This window comes from Rhodophyticola porphyridii (assembly GCF_003688285.1).
Taxonomy (GTDB): Bacteria; Pseudomonadota; Alphaproteobacteria; order Rhodobacterales; family Rhodobacteraceae; genus Rhodophyticola; species Rhodophyticola porphyridii.
Genome location: NZ_RCNT01000002.1, coordinates 212,389 through 228,267, shown reverse-complemented (window position 1 = coordinate 228,267; position 15,879 = coordinate 212,389). Strand labels below are relative to the sequence as shown.

Annotated in this window: 16 protein-coding genes; all 16 read right to left on the bottom strand. The window is 65.0% G+C overall.

Annotated features, from left to right (window positions below; translation table 11 throughout):
• Positions 1-22: 22 nt before the first annotated feature.
• The 16 genes from murB to D9R08_RS05610 all read right to left on the bottom strand — a co-directional run bounded on the left by murB (position 23) and on the right by D9R08_RS05610 (position 15,390).
• Complete coding sequence (gene murB, locus D9R08_RS05685) at positions 23-961, bottom strand: UDP-N-acetylmuramate dehydrogenase (RefSeq protein ID WP_121897058.1); 939 nt, start codon at positions 959-961, stop codon at positions 23-25.
• A complete protein-coding gene (locus D9R08_RS05680) occupies positions 958-1,251 on the bottom strand; it encodes a hypothetical protein (protein ID WP_121897057.1) in 294 nt (97 codons plus the stop codon). Before D9R08_RS05680 ends, murB begins: the two co-directional genes overlap by 4 nt.
• A gap of 67 nt (positions 1,252-1,318) precedes the next feature.
• Positions 1,319-1,567 (bottom strand): DUF2484 family protein, encoded by a 249-nt coding sequence (locus D9R08_RS05675; RefSeq protein WP_121897279.1) that lies wholly within the window; start codon positions 1,565-1,567, stop codon positions 1,319-1,321.
• Complete coding sequence (locus tag D9R08_RS05670; RefSeq protein ID WP_121897056.1) at positions 1,567-1,818, bottom strand: DUF2484 family protein; 252 nt, start codon at positions 1,816-1,818, stop codon at positions 1,567-1,569. Before D9R08_RS05670 ends, D9R08_RS05675 begins: the two co-directional genes overlap by 1 nt.
• 154 nt (positions 1,819-1,972) lie before the next feature.
• Positions 1,973-3,373, bottom strand: coding sequence for a UDP-N-acetylmuramate--L-alanine ligase (gene murC, locus D9R08_RS05665; RefSeq protein WP_121897055.1), 1,401 nt, complete (start codon positions 3,371-3,373; stop codon positions 1,973-1,975).
• On the bottom strand, positions 3,370-4,470 hold the full coding sequence (gene murG, locus D9R08_RS05660; RefSeq protein ID WP_121897054.1) for an undecaprenyldiphospho-muramoylpentapeptide beta-N-acetylglucosaminyltransferase: 1,101 nt from the start codon (positions 4,468-4,470) through the stop codon (positions 3,370-3,372). Before murG ends, murC begins: the two co-directional genes overlap by 4 nt.
• Positions 4,471-4,474: 4 nt before the next feature.
• Positions 4,475-5,641: a putative lipid II flippase FtsW gene (gene ftsW, locus D9R08_RS05655; protein ID WP_121897053.1), complete on the bottom strand. Its 1,167-nt coding sequence runs from the start codon at positions 5,639-5,641 to the stop codon at positions 4,475-4,477.
• Between the two features lie 118 nt (positions 5,642-5,759).
• On the bottom strand, positions 5,760-6,143 hold the full coding sequence (locus D9R08_RS05650; protein ID WP_121897052.1) for a VOC family protein: 384 nt from the start codon (positions 6,141-6,143) through the stop codon (positions 5,760-5,762).
• Between the two features lie 48 nt (positions 6,144-6,191).
• The gene (gene murD, locus D9R08_RS05645; protein WP_121897051.1) at positions 6,192-7,595 is read right to left on the bottom strand and encodes a UDP-N-acetylmuramoyl-L-alanine--D-glutamate ligase; all 1,404 of its coding nucleotides are present in this window, start codon (positions 7,593-7,595) and stop codon (positions 6,192-6,194) included.
• 115 nt (positions 7,596-7,710) lie between these two features.
• On the bottom strand, positions 7,711-8,796 hold the full coding sequence (mraY, locus tag D9R08_RS05640) for a phospho-N-acetylmuramoyl-pentapeptide-transferase (RefSeq protein ID WP_121897050.1): 1,086 nt from the start codon (positions 8,794-8,796) through the stop codon (positions 7,711-7,713).
• A gap of 12 nt (positions 8,797-8,808) precedes the next feature.
• Positions 8,809-10,224: a UDP-N-acetylmuramoyl-tripeptide--D-alanyl-D-alanine ligase gene (locus D9R08_RS05635; protein ID WP_121897049.1), complete on the bottom strand. Its 1,416-nt coding sequence runs from the start codon at positions 10,222-10,224 to the stop codon at positions 8,809-8,811.
• The gene (locus tag D9R08_RS05630) at positions 10,221-11,699 is read right to left on the bottom strand and encodes a UDP-N-acetylmuramoyl-L-alanyl-D-glutamate--2,6-diaminopimelate ligase (protein ID WP_121897278.1); all 1,479 of its coding nucleotides are present in this window, start codon (positions 11,697-11,699) and stop codon (positions 10,221-10,223) included. The genes D9R08_RS05635 and D9R08_RS05630 overlap by 4 nt, the downstream gene beginning before the upstream one ends.
• Before the next feature lie 19 nt (positions 11,700-11,718).
• Complete coding sequence (locus tag D9R08_RS05625) at positions 11,719-13,503, bottom strand: peptidoglycan D,D-transpeptidase FtsI family protein (RefSeq protein WP_121897048.1); 1,785 nt, start codon at positions 13,501-13,503, stop codon at positions 11,719-11,721.
• Positions 13,500-13,850, bottom strand: a complete 351-nt coding sequence (gene ftsL, locus D9R08_RS05620) for a cell division protein FtsL (RefSeq protein WP_121897047.1) — start codon at positions 13,848-13,850, stop codon at positions 13,500-13,502. Before ftsL ends, D9R08_RS05625 begins: the two co-directional genes overlap by 4 nt.
• Positions 13,850-14,860, bottom strand: a complete 1,011-nt coding sequence (gene rsmH / locus D9R08_RS05615; RefSeq protein WP_121897046.1) for a 16S rRNA (cytosine(1402)-N(4))-methyltransferase RsmH — start codon at positions 14,858-14,860, stop codon at positions 13,850-13,852. The genes ftsL and rsmH overlap by 1 nt, the downstream gene beginning before the upstream one ends.
• Entirely contained in the window at positions 14,860-15,390 is a 531-nt protein-coding gene (locus D9R08_RS05610; protein WP_121897045.1) for a division/cell wall cluster transcriptional repressor MraZ, read from the bottom strand. Before D9R08_RS05610 ends, rsmH begins: the two co-directional genes overlap by 1 nt.
• Positions 15,391-15,879: the final 489 nt, after the last annotated feature.

Below are 15,879 nucleotides of genomic sequence, written 5' to 3'. Positions count from 1 at the left end.
TTTTGGTGTTCTTTTCCACCGGTTAATCCGGTGGTTTATCGCCTGCGGGTTCTCCCACACGCATAATTTCCCATTCTAGCTCTATTCCACTGTGTTGGAAAACCTTTTTTCGAACCTCCTCGCCCAATCCTTCCAGATCGGCGGCGGTGGCGGCGCCGGTATTGATCATGAAATTGGAATGCTTCGGGCTCATCTGCGCGCCGCCGCGCGTGGCGCCCCGCAATCCGGCATCGTCGATCACCTTCCACGCCTTCAGATCATGGGTATCGTCCGCCCGGCCGGTAGAGCTGAACCCGGCGGGGTTGCGAAAGGTCGATCCGGCGCTCCGGTCCCGTGTGGGCTGCGTCGCGTCGCGCCTGGCAAGCTGGTCTTCCATGCGCGCCGCCAGCATCGCGGGATCGCCGGGGTCGGCCCGGAAGGTGACCGATGTGATCACCGCTCCATCGGGCAGATCGGTCTGACGATAGGCGAAGTTGATGTCGCCGGGGCCAAGCCTTACACGCGTCCCGTCGCGCAGGACGGCCGTGGCAGACAGGAAATGATCCGCCACATAGGCGCCATAGCAGCCCGCATTCATTTTCAGCGCCCCGCCGACGGAACCGGGAATGGTGCGCAGAAACGTCAGGTCCAGCCCGGCTTCCGCCGCCTTTCGCGCCACATGGGCATCCAGCGCCGCCGCTCCGGCGATCACCGTACCATCGCCGGTTTCAATCCCGTTGAAGCCCCGGCCCAGCCGGATGACAACGGCCCGAAGCCCGCCATCCCGGACAATCAGGTTGGAGCCGAGGCCCATGGGGAACACAGGCATGTCCGGATCGAGCGCGGCCAGAAACTGCGCCAGATCCTCCTCGTCCGCCGGTTGAAAGAGCACATCCGCCGGGCCGCCCACCCGCATCCAGGTAAGATCGGCGAGCGGGCGCCCCCGGCTGAGCCGGCCCTTGACCTCGGGCAGTTCTCTCACGATCCGTCACCCCCGGCCCGCGCCGCCTTGCGGGCCCGCATGCCCAGCACCCCGCCGCCGAACGCCCCGACGATGGCGGGCAGCGCCACGAATACCAGCACAACCGTCGATCCAAGCGCGTCCCAGCCGACCTGCGCAGTCATGCCGATCAGGATCCAGAGTGCGAAAGCCACGACGAAAGCCCATAACAGATAGACGAACCGGGGCGAGAGGAACCGGCCCAGAACAAAGGCAAGAGCCGCCGATGCAAGCCCCGTTCCCGCAATGATCAGTATGACGTCAGGTTCCATCGCCGCTGCCCCTTCCACCGCGCCACTCTACCGGCAGGTCTTGTAAAGCTGAACCCCGCGCGGACGCCTATTGGCCACCACTGGTTCGCCGGACCCAACGGCCCAGATAGATCAGCGGCCAGCGCAGGATCGAAGCCCCGGCGACCAGCACACCCAAACCCCACCACGGGCCCAGTTGCCAGGTCACAAAGCCCAGTAGCGGAATGCCCGTTGCGATCAGCGCCCAAGCGGCCGGCCAGTGGTATCGCTGCGGCCCCAGGCCGATCAGGCAGGCGATCACCGCCCAGAGACAGGCCAGTGTCAGGGAAATCGGCATCACGCACCCCCTTTCAGCCGTGTCACGGCTCTGCGCAGGAAGTAGATCAGCGGGCGACGGAACATCGACAGCACCGCGAAAGCCACCAGCAGAACCAGCAGCAGCCCATGCTGCGAGGCCACGAAGGCCATCAGCGGCAGCGACAGGATCAGAAGCATGACGCCGGGAAGGTATTGCAGCCGCATCGGCAACATCGCCACGGCGGCGGCGGCCAGAACCCACAGGCAGGAAAGCGTCAGCGACAGGCTCATGAGACCGCCTCCCGCCGGGTCAGGGCGGGGGCCGGTCGCGGATGGCCCGGCCCGCGGATACTCGATGTCAGATCCGGTTCTATCATGCCTGTCATGCCCGCCCCTTTCTGAGTGCAATCGCACAAGGGTTTAAGAAATCGTAACGCTACGTTGGTTAACGTATTGATAATCGGTCAGGCAAACCGTGCGCCCAGGCCGAGATCGTGCCCGCGCCAAGGCAAACAACGATATCGCCATCACGGGTCTGCTCCCGCACGAGGCGTTCAAGATCGTCCTCACTGTGCAACGCGCGGGCATGGCGATGACCGTGGCGGATAAGCCCCGCGACCAGATCATCGCGGCTGGCCCCTTCGATCGGGTCCTCGCCGGCGGCAAAGACCTCGGCGATGGCGACCACATCGGCGTTGTTGAAACAGGCACAGAATTCTTCGAACAGGGAGTGCAGCCGCGAATAGCGATGTGGTTGATGCACCGCGATCACGCGGCCTTCGCTGGCCTGCCGCGCGGCCTTCAGGACGGCGGCGATTTCCACCGGATGGTGGCCGTAATCGTCGATGATCGTCACGCCGCCAACCTCGCCCACCTTGGTGAAGCGACGGTTAACGCCCTTGAACGCGGCCAGAGCCTCGCGGATCTCCTCGACCTTCAGGCCCAGATGACGGGCCACGGCCACCGCGGCCAGGGCATTGGAGACGTTGTGATCGCCCGGCATCGGCAAAGTACAACGTTCGATCAGCTGTCCTTCGGCCTGCAACGCGATATCGAAATGCGCCACCCCCTTGGCATAGCGCAGGTTGACCGCCCGCACATCGGCCTGGGCGTTGAAGCCGAAGGTCAGCACCCGGCGGTCGGTAATCCGGCCCACCAGCGTCTGCACGTCCGGATCGTCGGTGCAGCAGACGGCCAGACCGTAAAACGGGATGTTCGACACAAAATCGAGGAACCCCTGATGCAGCGCCTCTTCGGTTCCCCAATGCTCCATATGTTCGGGATCGATATTGGTGACGATGGCGATGGTTGCGGGCAGGCGGTTGAAGGTGCCGTCGCTTTCGTCTGCCTCCACCACCATCCATTCGCCCTGCCCCATCCGCGCGTTCGAGCCATAGGCGTGGATGACTCCGCCATTGATCACCGTCGGGTCCAACCCGCCGGCATCCAGCAGGGTGGCAACCATCGTGGTGGTCGTGGTCTTGCCATGGGTGCCGGCCACCGCGATGTTGGATTTCAGCCGCATCAGCTCGGCCAGCATCTCGGCGCGCCGCACCACCGGCAGCCCCATTGCCCGCGCCGCGTCCAGCTCCGCATTGCCGGGCTTGATCGCGCTGGAGATAACGACCACCTCGGCCTCGTCGAGGTTTTCGGCCTTCTGCCCGGTGAAAATCCTGGCGCCCAGTTTCTCAAGCCGCTCGGTGATCTTGGTGGCTTTCAGATCGGACCCCTGCACCTGATACCCGTGGTTCAGCAGCACTTCCGCGATTCCGGACATGCCAATGCCTCCGATACCGACAAAATGGATCGGACCAAGCTGGGTGGGAAGCTTCGTGGCGGCATTCATGACTGGCCTTTCCTTACCAGTTCCTCGACCAGAACCGCAAGGCGCTCGGTGGCATCGGGCAGGCCGGTGCCAAGGGCGGCATTTGCCATCTGCAAGGCGGCCTCGGGCTGGTCAAGGATGGCTTTGATATGATCCGCAAGACTTGCGGGGGTGAACTGGCTCTCAGGCATCAGGATGGCTGCATCCGCATCGACCAGCGCGCGGGCATTGGCCGTCTGCTCGTCGCGGATCGCGGCCGCAAGCGGCACCAGGATCGACGGGCGACCGATGACCGAGATATCCGCGACGGATGACGCGCCCGACCGGCTGATGATCAGTTGCGCCTCGGAAAACCGGCGCGGGATGTCCCGGAAGAACGGCGCCACCTCGGCGGTGACACCGGCCTCGGCATAAGCGGCGGCCACACGATCCTGATCCTCGGGGCGGGCCTGCTGCGCGATGCGGATATTGGCGCGGACCGCGTCCGGGAGGGCGGCGATGGCGGCGGGCACCACATCGGACAGGATGCGCGCGCCCTGGCTGCCGCCGATCACGACGACCGACATCGGATAATCCCCCGGCGGAATATAGGCCGCGCCCGCGCGTTCCAGAACGGCGGCGCGCACCGGGTTGCCGGTATGAACGGCGTTCGTGCCCTCGGGCAGTTCCGTGGGCCAGGTGCCGCAGGCCACCACATCCACGCGCCTGGCAAAGAGTTGGTTGACCCGGCCCAGAACGCCGTTCTGCTCGTGCAGCATGCGCGGGCGCCCGGTCAGCCAGGCCGCTGCCATCGCCGGGATCGACGGGTAGCCGCCGAAGCCCACCACGACGCTCGGGCGTTCGCGCGCCATCCGTGCCGTGGCGCTCAGAACGCCGCCCAGAATGCGCAGCGGCGCGATTATCTTCGCCAGAAGACCGCCCCGCGCGAAGGTCGCCGAAGACACCTGTCGTATCTCCACCACATGAGGGAACCCGCCAGTGTAGCATGCGCCGCGCGCATCGGTGGAAAGCGTCACCCGCCATCCCCGGCGCAGCATCGCCTCGGCCAGGGCCTGGGCCGGGAACATATGTCCGCCCGTGCCACCGGCTGCGATGATGAGATGGGGGGTCGTGCTCATGGGATTACCGGTGCCGGCTGAGGAGGATATCGCCGATCTCGCCCTGCGGGCGGGTCCGGGTCAGGGCCAGAAGCATGCCGATGGTGATGCCGGTCGCGATAAGGCTCGACCCGCCGTAGCTCACGAAAGGAAGCGTCATGCCCTTGGCGGGCAGCAGCCGCACCGCCACACCCATGTTGATGATCGCCTGCAACGCCAGAAGGCTTGCCAACCCGGCGCCCGCCAGCCGAATGAACGGATCGCGCTCCTTCGTCAGCCGGAAGAACGCACGCAGCGCGATGGTGGCAAAGAGCGCGATGATGACAAGCACGAGGACCAGACCGTATTCCTCGGCCGCGACCGCGATGATGAAATCCGTATGGGCATCCGGCAGGGTCCATTTCACGGCCCCCTCGCCCAGACCGGCGCCAAAGAAGCCGCCTTCGCGGATCGCGTTTGTGGCATAGGCCAGCTGTGTGTTCGGGTCCAGTTCAGCCGAGAGGAATCCGTCGATCCGCCGAGCGAAATGCTCAGAATTCGAGTACGCGACCGACCCCGCAACACCGACCAGTGCGCCGACCCCGGCCAGCAGGAGCATCGGCGCACCGGCCACGAAATAAACCACGCACCACGCGAAGACGACCAGCGCCGCCTGGCCGAAATCCGGCTGCATCGCCAGAAAACCCACGATCGTGATGGTCACCGCCAGCGAAACGGCCTTGCCCGGCGGGCCGCCGACCTCCTGGCTTGCGGCTATCATCCACGCGGTGAAGACGACAAAGACCGGCTTGAGGAATTCCGAGGGCTGTACCGAGGCGAAGCCGAGCGAGTACCAGCGTACCGCCCCCTGCCCGTAATCGGTCCCGAAGGCCGGAAGCAGGGCCAGCGCTCCGAACGCACCGAAAAAGCCCAGAACGGCCAAGCGCCGGATCTGCACCGGTGTCAGCATCGACACCATGACCATCACCGCAAGGGCCAGCCCGCCGAAAGCCGCCTGCCGGATCACGTAGTGAAACGGGTCATGCCCGTTGCGTTCCGCCAGCGGCGGAGATGCCGCAAAGCCCAACAACAACCCGATTGCGAACAGAGCCAGAATACAACCGATGGTGACGCGGTCGACCGTCCGCCACCAGCGCGGCAAAACAGCCTCGCCCGATTGCACGACAACCGTGCCATGCGCCATTTCCGTCATGGGATACCGCCCAATACTGCCTCATTGATGCCCGGTTTGCCGGGTCTGGGGCAAAGCTTAGCGTGAAATCGCCTGCGGGGCCAGCGAAACAAGCGACCCCGCCACGGGCAGGCCGAATTCAGCTTGGCGGCTGCCAGAGCTCGATCTTGCGGCCGTCAGGGTCCAGTATCCAGCCGAATTTTCCGTATTCCAGGGTCTGGGCGGGTTGCACCTGTTCGACGCCCTCGGCCTCGACCCGGGCCAGCATTGCGTCCAGATCGTCGACCATCAGATTGATCATGAATGGCAGTGTCGACGGTTTGAAGTAGTCGCCCCCGGCCGCGAAGGGGGCGAAAATCGTCCGCGCGCCTTTGGGGAACTTCTCCGCGCTGCCCGTATGCAGGAAATCGAAGCCGCCGTAATCGGTCGGCGTCATCCCCAGAACGCGGGTATACCAGTCCTTCGTAGCTTCCGGGTCGACGCATTCCAGAAACACGCCCCCCACACCGATCACCTGTGCCATCTCGTCCCTCCCTGCTATCATGCGGGGATGACCATAGCAGACGGGGGGCTACACCGCCAAAACCTTCGCGACCTGATCCATGAAATCCTGCCCGCGCTGTTCGAAGTTGTCATACTGATCGAAACTCGCCGCGGCCGGGGCCAGAAGCACCGTCTCGCCTGGCTCGGCTTCCGCCGCGGCGCGGGCGACCGCAATCGCCATATCGGTGCAGACCTCCACCGGCAGATCGCCCAGTTTCAGGGCGAACCCCTCGGCCTCGCGCCCGATCACATAGGCCTTCGACACCGATCCGAGGACCGGTTTCAGCCCGTCGAGCCCGCCCTCTTTCTCCAGTCCGCCGCAGATCCACCGCACCCGCGGAAACGCGGCCAGTGCCTTGGCGGCCGCGTCCACATTCGTGGCCTTGCTATCATTCACGAACAGAACCCCGTTCCTTTCGCCGACGATCTGGCTGCGATGAGGCAGACCGCCGAAGGACTGAAACGCCGTCTCGATCACCCTGGGCGCGATGCCAAGCGCCCGAAGCGCCCCGTAGGCACAGCACGCATTCTGATGGTTGTGGACGCCGGGCAGCCCCCGCACCCCTCGCAGATCTATCGACGCCGCCTGTCGCCCTTTCCGGGTTTCGCTCAACCAGCCCTTGCGCGCGGTCACGTCCCATCCCGGACCCGTCAGCTTCGATGTGGCAGAGACCCGGATCAGCCGCCCATCGCCCGGCCCCTCGGCCAGTTGGTTGGCCAGATAGCGCCCTTCCTTCTCGTCGACACCGATCACCGCGCGGTCCGGCCCGCCTTCGGCAAACAGACGGCGCTTGGCCGCGAAATAGCCTCCCCTGCCGCCATGCCGGTCAAGATGATCGGGGGTAAGATTGGTGAACACCGCCACATCCGGGGTCAGGGCGCGCGCCAGATCGATCTGATAGCTCGACAGTTCCAGCACGATCACCTCGCCATCCTCGGGGGGTTCGATATCCAGCACCCCCACGCCGATATTGCCCGCCAGTTGCGCGGGCATCCCGGCCTCCGTCAGGCAATGGTGGATCAGCGCGGCGGTGGTGGATTTCCCGTTCGAGCCGGTGACCGCAATCACCCGGGGCGGGGTAACATGCCGGTCCCAGTCGCCCGCGGCGAGGGACCGGAAAAACAGCCCCACATCATTGTCCACCGGCACGCCCGCCGCCCAGGCCGCCATGATCGCCGGGTGAGGGTCGGGATAAAGATGCGCGATACCGGGGGAGACGGTCATCGCCGCCACGCCGTTCAGCGCGCCAGCTTTGAGCGGATCGACAAGCGAAAATCCCTCGCTCCCGGCAGCCTCCCGCGCCGTGGCGCTGTCGTCCCAGACCAGCGGTTCGGCGCCGCCCGCCCGCAAGGCCCGGGCGGCGGCCAGACCCGATCGGCCAAGCCCCAGAACCGCGACCTTCGCGCCCTCAAACCCAGTTACCGGGATCATACGTGCCTCACTCCGCCTCGTTTTGTCGTCTCCGATATCGTCGCGGGATAACGCGAACAGATCACCACCCCGTGCCCGCTCGCCACCGATACACTGAGAGGTACGGGCGCGGCCATCAGCGCAGCTTCAGCGTGGCCAGACCGATCAGCGCAAGGATCAGCGAGATGATCCAGAACCGGATCACGACCTGCGGCTCCGTCCAGCCCTTTTTCTCGAAATGATGATGGATGGGCGCCATCAGGAAGACCCGTTTGCCGGTGCGCTTGAAATACAGCACCTGAATGATGACGCTCAGCGTTTCGGCCACGAAAAGCCCGCCGACGATGGCCAGAACGATCTCGTGCTTGGTGCATACCGCAATCGCGCCCAGGGCCCCCCCGAGAGCCAGCGACCCGGTATCGCCCATAATCACCGCCGCCGGTGGCGCATTATACCATAGAAACCCAAGCCCCCCGCCGATCAGGCCCGCCGTAAAAACCAGCAACTCACCGGTTCCCGGCACGTAATGCACGTCGAGATAGGTGGTGAAGTCGACCCGCCCCACTGCATAGGCGATCACACCCAGAGTGCCCGCGGCAATCATGACCGGCATGATCGCGAGCCCGTCCAGACCATCGGTCAGGTTGACCGAGTTGGCACTGCCGACGATCACGACCATGGCAAAGGGCAGGAACATCCAGCCCAGATTGGGCAGGAAATCCTTGAAGACGGGCACCGCCAGCCGCTGCGACAGCTCGTCGGGGTGCATGTACATCACCACGATGGCCGCCACCGCCGCGATCAGAAAACCGAGCGACAACCGGATCCGCCCCGATACGCCCTTGGTGTTGTTGCGGCTGACCTTGGCCCAGTCATCTGCAAAGCCGATCAGCCCGAACCCCACCGTCACACCCAGCACGACCCAGACATAGGGGTTGTCGAGCCGGGCCCATAGCAGCGTCGCCAGCGTGAGCGCCGCCAGGATCAGCAGCCCGCCCATGGTCGGTGTGCCCGCCTTGGCGGTGATGTGATGGGCCGGACCGTCCTCGCGGATAGGCTGGCCATTTGCATATTTCCGCCGCAGCGCATTGATCAGCGGCCGGCCGAAAATGAACCCGAAAATCAGCGCCGTAAAAAACGCGGCACCGGCGCGAAAGGTGATGTAGCGAAACAGGTTGAAAAAATCGCCGCCGTCGGACAGTTCACTCAGCCAAAACAACATATAGCGGTTTCCTTATGTTCTATCCGCAATCGCTTGCCCCAGTTTCCTGAGCGCGTCAACAGCGAGGGACAGCCGTGATCCCTTGGAGCTTTTGATCAGCACGATATCGCCCGGCCGCAGCAGCCCGGGAAGAATGCGGGCCATCTCGGCGGCGGTCTCGGTATGGGGGCCGCGCTTGTCAACCGGCAGGATGGCATCCAGATGCGCCATCAACGGGCCCGATGTGCAGATCAGATCGAGCTTCGACAGCGCCGGAAGATCGGCCAGATCCGCATGCATCGCGGGGCCGTCGGGGCCCAGTTCGAGCATGTCGCCCAGAACCGCGATCCGCCGTCCGCGCCCCTCGGGCGTCGCAGCGGCCAGAACCTCGAGGCTTGCGGCCATCGACGCAGGCCCCGCATTGAAGGCATCATCGATCATCTCGATCGCACCGTCCCGAGCCGGGTCCAGAACGATCCGTTCGCGCTTGCCGCGACCGGTCACGGCCTCCCACGCGCCAAGCGACAGGGCCGCGCGCGGAATATCCGCCCCTACGGCCGCCACCGCGGCCAGCGCGGCCAGCGCATTCAGCGCCAGATGCCGCCCGGGTGCCGCCAGCTTGAACAGAAGCGGCATGTCATGGAGCGAGGCCTGGATAACGGTTGTCTCGTCTACCAGCGTCACCTCGCCAAGCGTCGCGGGCAATCCGGGCGTCTGGCCGAACTCGACCACCTTTGCGGCATGCACCTCGGCAGCCCGCCGCAGGATCGGGGTTGTCTCCAGATCGGCATTGATGAGGGCCACGCCGCCGGGCTCCAGACCCTCGAAGATACTGGCCTTCTCGCGCGCGATCCCCTCGATCACGCCGAAAGCCTCCAGATGCACGGCCGCCACGGTGGTCACCATCGCCACATTGGGCCGGGCCATCCGGCTGAGCGGCGCGATCTCCCCGGGGGCGTTCATTCCGATCTCGATCACCGCGAATTCCGTATCCGCCGGCATCCGCGCCAGCGTCAGCGGAACGCCCCACTGATTGTTGTAACTGGCTTCCGCCACATGGGTGCGGGCCTGCGCCCCAAGCGCCACGCGCAGCATGTCCTTGGTTGTGGTCTTGCCCACCGATCCGGTGATCGCGATCACCCGGCCCGCCATACGCTCCCGCCCGGCGTGTCCCAGATCCGCCAGCGCGGCCAGAACATCCGGCACGATCAGAAGCGGCGCCTCCGCGGCCACATCATCGGGTCTGCGGCTGACCAGTGCCGCGGCCGCCCCCTTTTCAAGGGCCTGCGCAACGAAGTCATGGCCATCGCGCACATCCTTCAGTGCAACGAACAGATCCCCCGGCGACAGCGTGCGGGTGTCGATGGAGACACCGGTTGCGGTCCAGTCGCCAACGGTCCGCCCCCCCGTGGCCGCGGCGGCCTCCGCGGCGGTCCAGAGCGCGGTCATACCCGCCCCTCCAGCGCCGCGACCGCGACGCTCGCCTGCTCCACGTCATCGAAGGGATAGACCACATCGCCAACGGTCTGGCCGGTTTCATGACCCTTGCCCGCAATCAGAAGCGCATCTCCGGGCTGCAACGCGTCGACACCGCGCAGGATCGCCTCCGCCCGGTCGCCGACCTCCGACGCCTCAGGGCAGGCCTGCAGGATTGCGGCGCGGATCGCAGCGGGATCCTCGGATCTGGGGTTGTCATCCGTCACAATCAGAATATCGGCGTTTTCCGCCGCAGCCCGCCCCATCAGCGGGCGCTTGCCGCGATCCCGGTCGCCGCCCGCGCCGAAGACCACGATCAGGCGGCCGAGTACGTGCGGGCGAAGCGCTTTCAGCGCCGTTTCCAGCGAGTCGGGCGTATGGGAGTAGTCTACGTAAACCGGTGCGCCGAAACTGCGCCGGGCGGCCAGTTGCATCCGGCCGCGCACGCCCTGAAGCCTGGAGAGCACGCCAAATACCATCTCCGCATCGGCGCCCCCCGCGATGACAAGCCCGGCGGCGGTCAGCACATTCATCGCCTGAAATCCGCCGATCAGATCCAGCCGGGTCTGATATTGCTGTCCCTGCCAGCGAAACAGGACATCCTGCCCGGCTTCATCCAGGCGGCGCCCGGTGATCTTCATCCGGGCGTCTTCGGCATATTGGCCGATGGTGATCACCTCGATATCGCGCGCCGCACAGGCGGCGACCACATCGGCGCCGCGCGGATCGTCGAGATTGACGACCGCAGTTGCCTCTTCGGGCAGAAGCTCGGTGAACAGGCGGAGCTTGGCCTGGAAATACGCCTCCATCGTGCCGTGATAATCCAGATGGTCCTGGGTCAGGTTGGTGAAGGCGGCGGCGGCCAGGTGCACCGCCTCCATCCGGCGCTGGTCCAGTCCGTGGGACGACGCTTCCATCGCCACGTGCTGCACGTCGGCGGCGGCCATGTCGGCCAGCAATTGATGCAGCGTCAGTGCGTCCGGCGTGGTGTGGATGCCCGGCGCGGTGAACGCGCCCTCCACTCCGGTGGTACCGATGCTTGCCGTCTCAATGCCCAGGGCAGCCCAGATCTGGCGGGTGAAGCTGGCCACGCTCGTCTTGCCGTTGGTACCCGTGACGGCAACCATCGTTTCGGGCTGCGCCCCGAACCACAGAGCGCAGGCATGGGCAAAGACCGCGCGCGGATCCTCGGCCAGCACAACCCCGACATCGCGCAGATGCTCGGTGGCGATTTCCGCCCCCTCCCGGTCGGTCAGGATGACGCCCGCCTGCATGCGCACCGCATACTGGATGAACTCGGCGCCATGGACCCGCGTGCCGGGCAAGGCCGCAAACAGATGCCCCGGCTTGACCGCGCGGCTGTCAAGGCTGAGCCCGCTGACCGAGACGTCGCCGCCCCGGGTGGGCGTCAAGCCAAGCGCAGATAGTGTCTTCACTCCTGGCGCCATGGCCGATTCCCCCAACATCTCAGTCTGAGGCGCTGGATAGCTGAAAGCCGTCCAGGGGTTCAATCTCTGGTCTGATCCCCAAAAGCGGCGCCACGCGGCGGATCACCTCCGCGGCGACGGGAACGGCGGTCCAACCGGCAGTCCGCCGGGCTTCGCCGAGGGCCAGGATCTCGGGCTCATCAAGGGTCACGATCAGGACATATCTGGGGTCGTCGGCGGGAAAGATGCTGGCGAATGTGGACAGCACGCGATCCTCGAAATAGCCGCCGGTGGGGCGCGGCTTGTCCGCCGAACCGGTTTTTCCGCCAACGGCATAGCCGGCCACGTCGCCAAAACTGGCCGTGCCATCGGTGACCACGGCGCGCAGCATGTCGCGGATCTGGGCCGAGACGGCTTCCGACACCACGCGTTCGCCGTTCTGGGGCCCGTCCTGACGCAACAGCGTTGGCTGGATCAGTGTGCCGCCATTGGTGATTGAGGCATAGGCCGCGGCCAAATGAAGCGGCGAGGTCGAAATGCCATGGCCATAGGACACCGTCATCGTCGTCAGTTCACCCCATCTGGCGGGCAGGAGCGGGCGGCCGGATCGGCTTTCGACCATTTCCACCAATGTCGGTTGAAAGAACCCGAGCTGTTCCAGAAAGCGCTGCTGCCGCTCGGCGCCCAGCATCTGGGCAAGGCGCGCGGTGCCGATGTTGGAGGAATGCACGATCACATCGGTGACCGACTGGCTGGGGCCGTAACTGCGGAAATCGCTGATCGAAAAGCCCGACATGCGGAGCGGCCCGGTCGTATCCACCATGGTGGCGGGGCTGACCAGACCTTCGTTCAACGCCTGTGCGACGGTGAAGATCTTGAAGACGGATCCCAGCTCATACACACCCTGAACGGCGCGATTGAAAAGCGGGCTGTCGGCCTGGTCCCCTTCGGTCAGGGGTTGGGGGCGCGCGTTGGGGTCGAAATCCGGCAGCGACGCCATGGCCCGGATCTCGCCCGTATGGACATCCATCAGGACCGCCGACGCGCCGCGCGCGTTCATGATCACCATGCCGCCCGCCAGCACCTGCTCCACCGCCGATTGCACGGTCAGGTCGATCGACAGTTCCAGCGGTGCACCATCGCGGGCCGGATCGCGCAGATCCTCGTCGAACTGGGCCTCCACCCCGGCCACGCCGATCACTTCGGCGGCGTTCACGGCCTCCTGGCCGAAACCGGCACCTCCAAGGATATGGGCCGCGACCGATCCATTGGGATAGAGCCGCATCTCCCGCGGCCCGAAAAGGAGACCGGGCTCCCCCAGCTCGTGCACCTGCTGCTCCTGCTCGGGCGAGATGTAGCGGCGCAGCCAGATGAACCGGCTGTCGGATGTGAACCGGCGCAGAAGCGCCTCTTCTTCCAGGTCCGGAAAAATCCCGGCCAGCCCGCGGGCGGCCGCCACGGGATCGATAATCTCATGGGGGTGGGCATATAGCGAATTGGTCACCAGATTGGTCGCCAGTACGCGCCCTTCCCGGTCCACGATATCGGCGCGCGTGTTGAGAATGGCAGAGCCAGACGTCGCAATCCGCGGCTCCTGGGGTTCGGAGGCGGCGAGGGTCGACATGCGCAAGCCCACTGTCACGAACGCAGCGAAGAAACACATCGCCAGAAGCAGCAGTCGCGTCTCGGCGCGCTGGCGCATCTTGTCGCGCTGCGCCTCATGCCTGAGGCGCAGGTTTTCCCGTTCGATTGCATCGGGGTTTTCCCCGTGTTCGCGCGCCTTCAGAATTCTGGTGAGCGGGCGCAAGGGCGTGCGAAGCGTCATGGAAGCTGCTCCGGATCATAGGTCATGCCGGTCAGCGTCTCGTTGATCAGCTGATCCAGCAGCGGAGGATAAACCACCTGATGCACGTTTCCGAAATGATCGGGCGACATCGGCATCAGCCCCAGCCGGTCGAAATTCAAGTCGGCCAGCTCCCGCAGACGGTCGGGGCGGTTCAGATAGGCCCACTCGGCCCGCAGGACCGACAACCGCTCCCGCTCGGCGCCAATGGCGCGTTGCAGGCGCTCCACTTCGCGGACGGAATGCTGGGTCAGGATGTTCTGGTGATAGGCCCAGTATCCGAGCCCGATCACGGCCAAGGCCGCGAGAACGGTCGCAAATCCGCGCATCAGGTGATCTCCGCCAGTTGCGGAAGGCCGAAGACTTCCTGCGGGACGGCGCTGGCGGGTACATCGGTGCGCCGGGCCACGCGCAGTTTCGCCGACCGGGCGCGGGGATTTGCGGATAGTTCCTCGGCATCCGGTGCGATCGCGCGGCGGGGCGTCAACTCGAAAGCCGGCTCTCGCTCCGCCGCTTCGGGCGCATAGCGCGAGCCGCCGCCGCCGGTGCTGGCGCGGTCCTGCAGGAACCGCTTCACGATCCGGTCTTCGATGGAATGAAAGGTCACGACGGCAAGCCGGCCGCCGGGTTTCAACGCGCGCTCCGCGGCCTGCAACCCTTCGGCCAACTGGCCTAACTCGTCATTCACCGCGATGCGGATCGCCTGAAAGCTGCGGGTCGCGGGATGGCTCTGGCCCGGTTTGGCGCGCGGCAGGTTCTTCTCGACTATGGCGGCCAGTTCCGAAGTCCGCGTGATCCGCGCCTCGGCCCGGGCGGCAACGATCGACCGGGCGATGCGCCGGGCCGCGCGTTCCTCGCCGTAATGGTAGAGAATATCGGCCAGCAGCGCTTCGGGCGCTTCATTGACGATATCCTCGGCCGAGAGGCCAGCCTGCCCCATTCGCATGTCCAGCGGTCCGTCGTTGCGAAACGAAAATCCGCGCTCCGCCCAGTCCAGCTGCATGGACGACACGCCAAGATCGAGAACGACTCCGTCCAGCGCGGGATACCCCGCTTCTGCGGCATGGATGTCCATCGCGGAAAACTCGCCTGCGATCAGCACCAGCCGGTCGCCCATATCGCGGGCCCAGTCTCCGGCCATTTCGAATGCCAAAGGGTCGCGATCCACACCGATCACCGTGTCCGCTCCCGCGTCAAGCAAGCCACGGGCGTAGCCACCAGCGCCGAAAGTGCCGTCCAGCCAGACCCCGCCAACGGGGGCCACCGCGCGCAACAGAGGCGCCAGCAGAACGGGAATATGAGGACGCTCGGCCGGGCTGGAAGGCCTCCTGGCCGACATCACGCATGCCCGTCGTCGGAAGAATCAAGCCCGGCCTGCCCGGCCAGCGAGAGCGGATCGAAGAATTCATTGCCTTGCCCCAAAGCCGCCAACAGTGCCTCGATATTCTCATCCGCTGCGGCTCCATCGGCGGAGTTGAGAATGTGGAACTTGTCGCCCTTGCCCTGAAACAGGGCTTCGGTGCCCAGACCGATTTTGTCGCGCGCCTGAGCCGACAGAACCAGCCGGCCGGTATCGTCGACGCTGGTTTCGTCGCATTTCGAATAATAGAGATATTCCAGCGCCGTCCGAAGCTGCGTACCGCGCTTCTCGGCCCGGATTATCGCGTCGATCTCATCGAAGGCGTCGCCGGACAGGCATTCGAGATAATTCGCGTTCGAGTTGCCATAGGCAATGTAAAGACGCGGAGCGCCGCCAGGGGTGTAGTGCTTGTCGGAGTTTTGCAGAACGCGACGAAATTTGACCGGGATCGACACCCGGCCCTTTCCGTCCACCTTGTTCAGGCTTTCACCCTGAAACCTGCGTTCCAATGTTTCGCGCCCTCTTTGTGCCGCAACTCGGCCATGTATCGGCCCCGGAACGGACAACGGCGGATCGAGCAAGCTGCCACTGCCCAATCCGCCGCCCTCGTCCCATTGCTGGGTGTCCGACTGCGCAGGCCACCTGGGGGGATGTCTGCTCGCTTGCGCGCCGGATCTCTTTGTTCAGCGTGTGAGAGTGCCTGTATAAAACCTGCCGTTTTTTGTTTTTGTCCCGAACCTTGTCCGGCCCGGTGCGATCTCAACTGCTGTGAAAAACTTGTCTCATGGAATGATTTCCCATGCAATCCCTTTCTATGGGAATTTTCCCCAAGATGTGGTTTCAGGAGCATTCCCGGCACAAGTGATTGTGGTCAAAACGGCGCAACAGCGCCCACAATTTGTGCCCCGGCCCACATGTCGCCCAAGATGTAGACGAGATGAGAGACCGTGCCCTCACGGGAAAAAAATCCAGCAATTCTGAGAATCGACAGGAATATC

Coding starts and splice junctions, on each gene's coding strand:
- murD (WP_121897051.1), bottom strand. CDS start 7,595: ATGATCCCGGTAACTGGGTTTGAGGGCGCGAAGGTCGCGGTTCTGGGG.
- ftsW (WP_121897053.1), bottom strand. CDS start 5,641: ATGACGGAAATGGCGCATGGCACGGTTGTCGTGCAATCGGGCGAGGCT.
- D9R08_RS05675 (WP_121897279.1), bottom strand. CDS start 1,567: ATGCCGATTTCCCTGACACTGGCCTGTCTCTGGGCGGTGATCGCCTGC.
- murG (WP_121897054.1), bottom strand. CDS start 4,470: ATGAGCACGACCCCCCATCTCATCATCGCAGCCGGTGGCACGGGCGGA.
- D9R08_RS05625 (WP_121897048.1), bottom strand. CDS start 13,503: ATGACGCTTCGCACGCCCTTGCGCCCGCTCACCAGAATTCTGAAGGCG.
- ftsL (WP_121897047.1), bottom strand. CDS start 13,850: ATGCGCGGATTTGCGACCGTTCTCGCGGCCTTGGCCGTGATCGGGCTC.
- mraY (WP_121897050.1), bottom strand. CDS start 8,796: ATGTTGTTTTGGCTGAGTGAACTGTCCGACGGCGGCGATTTTTTCAAC.
- D9R08_RS05635 (WP_121897049.1), bottom strand. CDS start 10,224: ATGACCGCGCTCTGGACCGCCGCGGAGGCCGCCGCGGCCACGGGGGGG.
- D9R08_RS05680 (WP_121897057.1), bottom strand. CDS start 1,251: ATGGAACCTGACGTCATACTGATCATTGCGGGAACGGGGCTTGCATCG.
- murC (WP_121897055.1), bottom strand. CDS start 3,373: ATGAATGCCGCCACGAAGCTTCCCACCCAGCTTGGTCCGATCCATTTT.
- D9R08_RS05670 (WP_121897056.1), bottom strand. CDS start 1,818: ATGAGCCTGTCGCTGACGCTTTCCTGCCTGTGGGTTCTGGCCGCCGCC.
- rsmH (WP_121897046.1), bottom strand. CDS start 14,860: ATGTCGGCCAGGAGGCCTTCCAGCCCGGCCGAGCGTCCTCATATTCCC.
- D9R08_RS05630 (WP_121897278.1), bottom strand. CDS start 11,699: ATGGCGCCAGGAGTGAAGACACTATCTGCGCTTGGCTTGACGCCCACC.
- D9R08_RS05650 (WP_121897052.1), bottom strand. CDS start 6,143: ATGGCACAGGTGATCGGTGTGGGGGGCGTGTTTCTGGAATGCGTCGAC.